The 4,811-nt window shown below is 37.6% G+C and carries 4 protein-coding genes and 1 tRNA gene; all 5 read right to left on the bottom strand.

Features of this window, described 5'->3' with window-relative positions:
* A partial coding sequence (locus tag ACFX40_RS24265; RefSeq protein WP_377256765.1) for a LysM peptidoglycan-binding domain-containing protein occupies positions 1-840 on the bottom strand: 840 nt, incomplete at its 3' end.
* Positions 841-1,118: 278 nt separating this feature from the next.
* Positions 1,119-2,891, bottom strand: coding sequence for an extracellular catalytic domain type 1 short-chain-length polyhydroxyalkanoate depolymerase (locus ACFX40_RS24260; RefSeq protein WP_377256762.1), 1,773 nt, complete (start codon positions 2,889-2,891; stop codon positions 1,119-1,121).
* Between the two features lie 248 nt (positions 2,892-3,139).
* Complete coding sequence (locus tag ACFX40_RS24255) at positions 3,140-3,637, bottom strand: GNAT family N-acetyltransferase (protein ID WP_013081583.1); 498 nt, start codon at positions 3,635-3,637, stop codon at positions 3,140-3,142.
* Positions 3,638-3,989: 352 nt separating this feature from the next.
* On the bottom strand, positions 3,990-4,595 hold the full coding sequence (locus ACFX40_RS24250) for a hypothetical protein (protein ID WP_377256759.1): 606 nt from the start codon (positions 4,593-4,595) through the stop codon (positions 3,990-3,992).
* Positions 4,596-4,734: 139 nt separating this feature from the next.
* A tRNA-Met gene (locus ACFX40_RS24245) sits at positions 4,735-4,811 on the bottom strand.

Raw genomic sequence — 4,811 nt, 5'->3', positions numbered from 1 at the left:
GCTTGCCTGTGCTTGTGCTGCTGCTTGCTCTTGTTCTTTTTGTGCCTGCTCTTGTGCTGCCTGTGCTTGTGCTGCTGCTTGCTCTTGTTCTTTTTGTGCCTGCTCTTGTGCTGCCTGTGCTTGTGCTGCTGCTTGAGCTTGCTCTTGTTCTTTTTGTGCTTGCTCTTGTGCTGCCTGTGCTTGTGCTGCTGCTTGAGCTTGCTCTTGCTCTTGTGCTGCCTGTGCTTGTGCTGCTTGAGCTTGCTCTTGTTCTTTTTGTGCTTGCTCTTGTGCTGCCTGTGCTTGTGCTGCTGCTTGAGCTTGCTCTTGCTCTTGTGCTGCCTGTGCTTGTGCTACTTGAGCTTGCTCTTGTTCTTTTTGCGTTTGTTCTTGTGCTGCTTGTTCTTGCTGAGCTTGTGCCGTTTGAGACTGCTGCGCTTGTGGAGCTGCCTTTGCTACTGGCGCACTAGCTGTTTGAGATTGAGCTGCTTGTGCCGTTTTAATTTTAAATTGTTCTCCAGGGAAAACTAAGTCTGATGTTAAACCGTTCCATTCTTTAATTTCTTCTACTGTTACGCCATAATGTTGACCGATTGACCACAAAGTGTCACCACGTTTTACAGTATGTACGATTTCTTTTATGCTAGATAAGTTTAGTGTCTGATTTGGATAAATTAGTGTTGATGTTAAGTTATTAGCATCTTTTAGCTCGTCTACGCTCACATTATGATTTTGAGCGATTTTCCATAAAGTGTCACCTTTTTGTACTTCATACGTTCCGCTTGTAGAGGCAGATGCTGCACCTACAAATCCTGCTGAAAGAATTGCCGTTGTCCCTAGAGTAAATACAAATTTCTTCATTTTCCGAATACCTCCTTATTTACTCAATGACTGAATGATACCACCTGTTCATTTCACTTCCATTACAGGAATATTTTACTTTTATTACGGATTTAATTAATTTTAAACATTTTCTTGTAATATTTCTGACAATTCATTTTTGAATAATGATTAAATTTCATCAAAATCATGTCAAAATTTGAAGAAAACTCTATAAAAAGTTGGAGTTGTATTCGGTGATAAAAGTAACTTATCAGCAAAAAAACCTTCTAAAAGCAGTTAGCTTTTAGAAGGTTTTTTTACTGATATGAAACAGTTAAAATTGGAGAATATGCAGGATTGTCGCCCCCATAAATTTCAACTACGTCACTTAAAAAGTCCGCTGGACCTGAGCTTGACAAGCGAAACTGAGTTTTGCCGGTCCTATTCATATACCCCCAAAGCGAGGAAGGAAGTTGAATAGTTGTATATCCATTATTGAGTGAAGGCACTGACATTTGGAAGCCCGCAGAAATAGATGGTGAGGCCTGATAATCTATTTGTTCTAAAGCACTGCTAGTTCCAAATACACCGCTTTTAATATCGCCTTTCAAAGATGAAATATTACCAGTTGAAGATTTGCGATAAATTTTTAAAGATACATCCGTAACAATTGCATCATCAGGTAAAGAACTTGTATCAAAAGATAAAATGGTTCGATATGTGTCGGTATTGTACATTCCTTTATCCCCAATTTTATGAATAGAACTACTCATACCGTCAGCTGATAAGTTTCCGATAAATCCATCTTCAGCAGCAAGTGAAGAAAATACTGAAGATTTCTCTGAAGTTCCAGAAATTTGATAAACTTCCGTCTTTACTTCCTCTTGGTTGCCCGCTGCGTCTACACTAAAAAATTTTATTGTTTTGCTAGAGTTGATGGTAATAGGCTCAGAGTACTTTAGAGAATTAACAGTTGGTATGCTTCCATCTAATGTATAGTAAGTGGTGGCAGGTTCATTGGTTGATAATGTAACAGAAACAGAACTTCCATACGTTCCTCCCGCTGGTGAAGCAGCTGTAACCGGTGGGAATATATCTCCTGGATTAGGAGCATCACCATTTTTCGGATGGCTTTTAAAAAAGTTCCAGCTTAATTTAGTTGCATTTGGTCCTTTAGGATCTGTATAAGAACCGGATGTACTTCCCCCTGACCAAGCATGTCCCATTCCTTCTATCATGTACTTTTCCATTACTGTTTTTTCTGCTGTATCTTTGTAAATATATTGCGTATAGCTTCTTCCACCAGATACTGTACCTGTTGCAGTTTGATCTGCCGTATCATCAATATTGTTATTATCCAGCCCATCAGACGCTCTATCATTTGTTTGAGCCCATTGCGATAATATTTGATGCGCATTTATAGGCGCAACAGTGTAGTCAGCTGTCCCATGAAACAAAATAACTGGAACCACTCGTTTATGATCTCCCATGGCTGAATAGGCTAAATCTCCTTGTTGGATAGGATTAGGACCTCCACTGCTCATTGCTGTATAAGCACCTGTCACATTAGTCCCTGCTTTATATTCTAAGCCAGCCCCAACGCTGATAGCCGCAAATATGTCTGGATAAGTAGCTCCCATAATAACACTCATAGCTGCACCAGCAGATAGCCCCCCAACAAAGACTTGGTCGGCATCTATTGAATAACTGCTTTTTATTTGATTGACCATTCCAGCAATTAACGCTGGTTCACCGCTTCCCCTTGATTGATGAGCCGTATCAAACCAGTTCCAACACTTATTTGAATTAGCAGAAGAGGGTTGTTCTGGATAAAGAACAAGAAACTTCTCTGTCTCCGCCAGTTCATTCATTTGTGTTCCTGCTGCAAATTGATCAGGGTCTTGAGTACAGCCATGCAGCATAACTACTAGAGGTAAGGCAGCACCTCCCTGATAACTGCTAGGTACGTACAGTTTGTATGTCCTTCCGTTATATGTTTTAGAGGTAAAACTTCCTGCGGCTGAAGAAGATACAGCACCTGAAGATAAAAAAAGTATAAAAATCATCCCTGCTATAAATAATCGTTTCATCTTCCTGCTTCCTCCTTATATTGATATGGTTATACTTAGCAGCAAACGTACATATCGGTATGGTATGGAAATGAATAAGAGTTACTAGTAAGATGATAGCAAGGTTTTATGTAATAAAATTTATATTAACTGCACGATTTGCCTACGGTTATGAGGACGAATAAAATCATTCATCTCCTAAAAAAAGAAAACGCTTACATATAATTGTAAACGATTGTGCCGATAAATACTATAAAAAAGACATACCTTTAAAAATAGGCCGGTATGTCTTCTATGGATTGCTTACTTAAGTATTCATATTGTGACTCGCTGCAATTTACCATAGCAATGGATTGAGGATAACGTTGTAAATGAGAAGGGAGCTCCTTAAACCCAAACTGATGATAATATTCAGGAAGAATATCGCTATACAGCATAAAAATAGCGCTGCGCTTCTCTATCTTCATCTTTTTAAAAAAGTCTTCAAGCATATCGCGGCCATACCCCATTCGTTGATAAAGCTGGTGTACAACAACGGATCCAATACCATGCAAAGCAAACTTTAATCGAGGAGTTTGTAAAAGAAGCAAAATAAATGAACCAATAATTTGATCCTCTTCATTTACGTATACATACCGAATTCCATATGTTTCTTCCTTTTGATTATCTCTCACATACTCTTTGTACGTCCTGCCTTTAGGCCATGCGGCATATCCCATTTGATAGACTTCTGCCAATTCTTCAGACTTTATTTTTCTTAATAACATGAACATCCCCTCTTTATTTATAATCCCATACGTCAGCAGACATTTTTATAAAGTTAAAAATAGTTCCTGTATGTATATATTATACTTCATCCTACGGAAGCTTTCTTGCTCTGAGTGCTATTAACAGCTAATATGTGAGCTACTTTCTCAAAGAACTAGAAAGATTCCTGATAGTTGTTCCTTACCCATAGCAGTCATATATGTAAAGATACTCTTTATCATTCCATAAAAACATAGAGATGTAAATGTATTTCCAGCTTCATTTAGCATTCATTGCTTCATTACGTATTACTCATCAAAAAAAGCATAGAAACTACGTTCTACGCTTTACAGTGAAAGTAATCATCATCTCTTAAGCTTTTTCTTTCTCTACATACTCTACTAGATGAAAGAAAAAACGATATGTAAGAACCAGAGCTTCACCTATCGACATTTTTTCATTAAACTCTTTTATAGCATCTAACTCAATATTCACATCCCATAATCCATCTTTATCATTAAATAAAAGCTGGACGCTTGTTGGACTTTCATTAAGTTCTTTAGCAAAAAATTGTTTTAGTAAAGAACCGAATTTTTTTTGCATATGTAGCCCCGTTAATACTTTATATGTGCCAAACACATCATCCACTTCAAAAGAACATCCATCAAGCTTAATAAATTCGAACCATTTTGATTCTACATATAGAAATTCACTTCTGTGTTCTTTCAAGTAAGAAATGGACGTATCTAAAAACGAAAGAGGAGATTCTTCTGCGATCAGCTCGTCCGTTTCTTTATCTACTCTTTCGATATAAGAATCTTTAAAACGTAAAGATGCCTCTTTTTCTTCTATCATCAGGTTTTGCGGTACCAACTCTTTTTGCAACGCATATTCTTTTTCCTCCTGGTATAGAGATAAAGATTGACCTTGAACGTTCATTTCTTTTTCAATATAAGTTTGAATATTACTTTGTAACATGAAAAAACCTCCTGATTAATCTGCATCACTATCTTATATCATAACCTAAACAAGTGTTTATAAATATAGTCAAACAAAAAATCCTTAGGCTATGCCTAAGGATAATAATGATATATTCAAGTATGTATAAAAGATAATTTGGTTGCGGGGACAGGATTTGAACCTGCGACCTTCGGGTTATGAGCCCGACGAGCTACCGAACTGCTCCACCCCGCG

Source organism: Priestia sp. YIM B13552, from assembly GCF_042787775.1.
In the GTDB taxonomy this organism is placed as follows: domain Bacteria; phylum Bacillota; class Bacilli; order Bacillales; family Bacillaceae_H; genus Priestia; species Priestia megaterium_E.
This window is presented reverse-complemented; position numbering and strand designations above follow the sequence as displayed.

Bases quoted from the DNA above. Each gene is read 5' to 3' on its own strand.
- ACFX40_RS24260 (WP_377256762.1), bottom strand. From the start codon at position 2,891: ATGAAACGATTATTTATAGCAGGGATGATTTTTATACTTTTTTTATCT.
- ACFX40_RS24255 (WP_013081583.1), bottom strand. From the start codon at position 3,637: ATGTTATTAAGAAAAATAAAGTCTGAAGAATTGGCAGAAGTCTATCAA.
- ACFX40_RS24250 (WP_377256759.1), bottom strand. From the start codon at position 4,595: ATGTTACAAAGTAATATTCAAACTTATATTGAAAAAGAAATGAACGTT.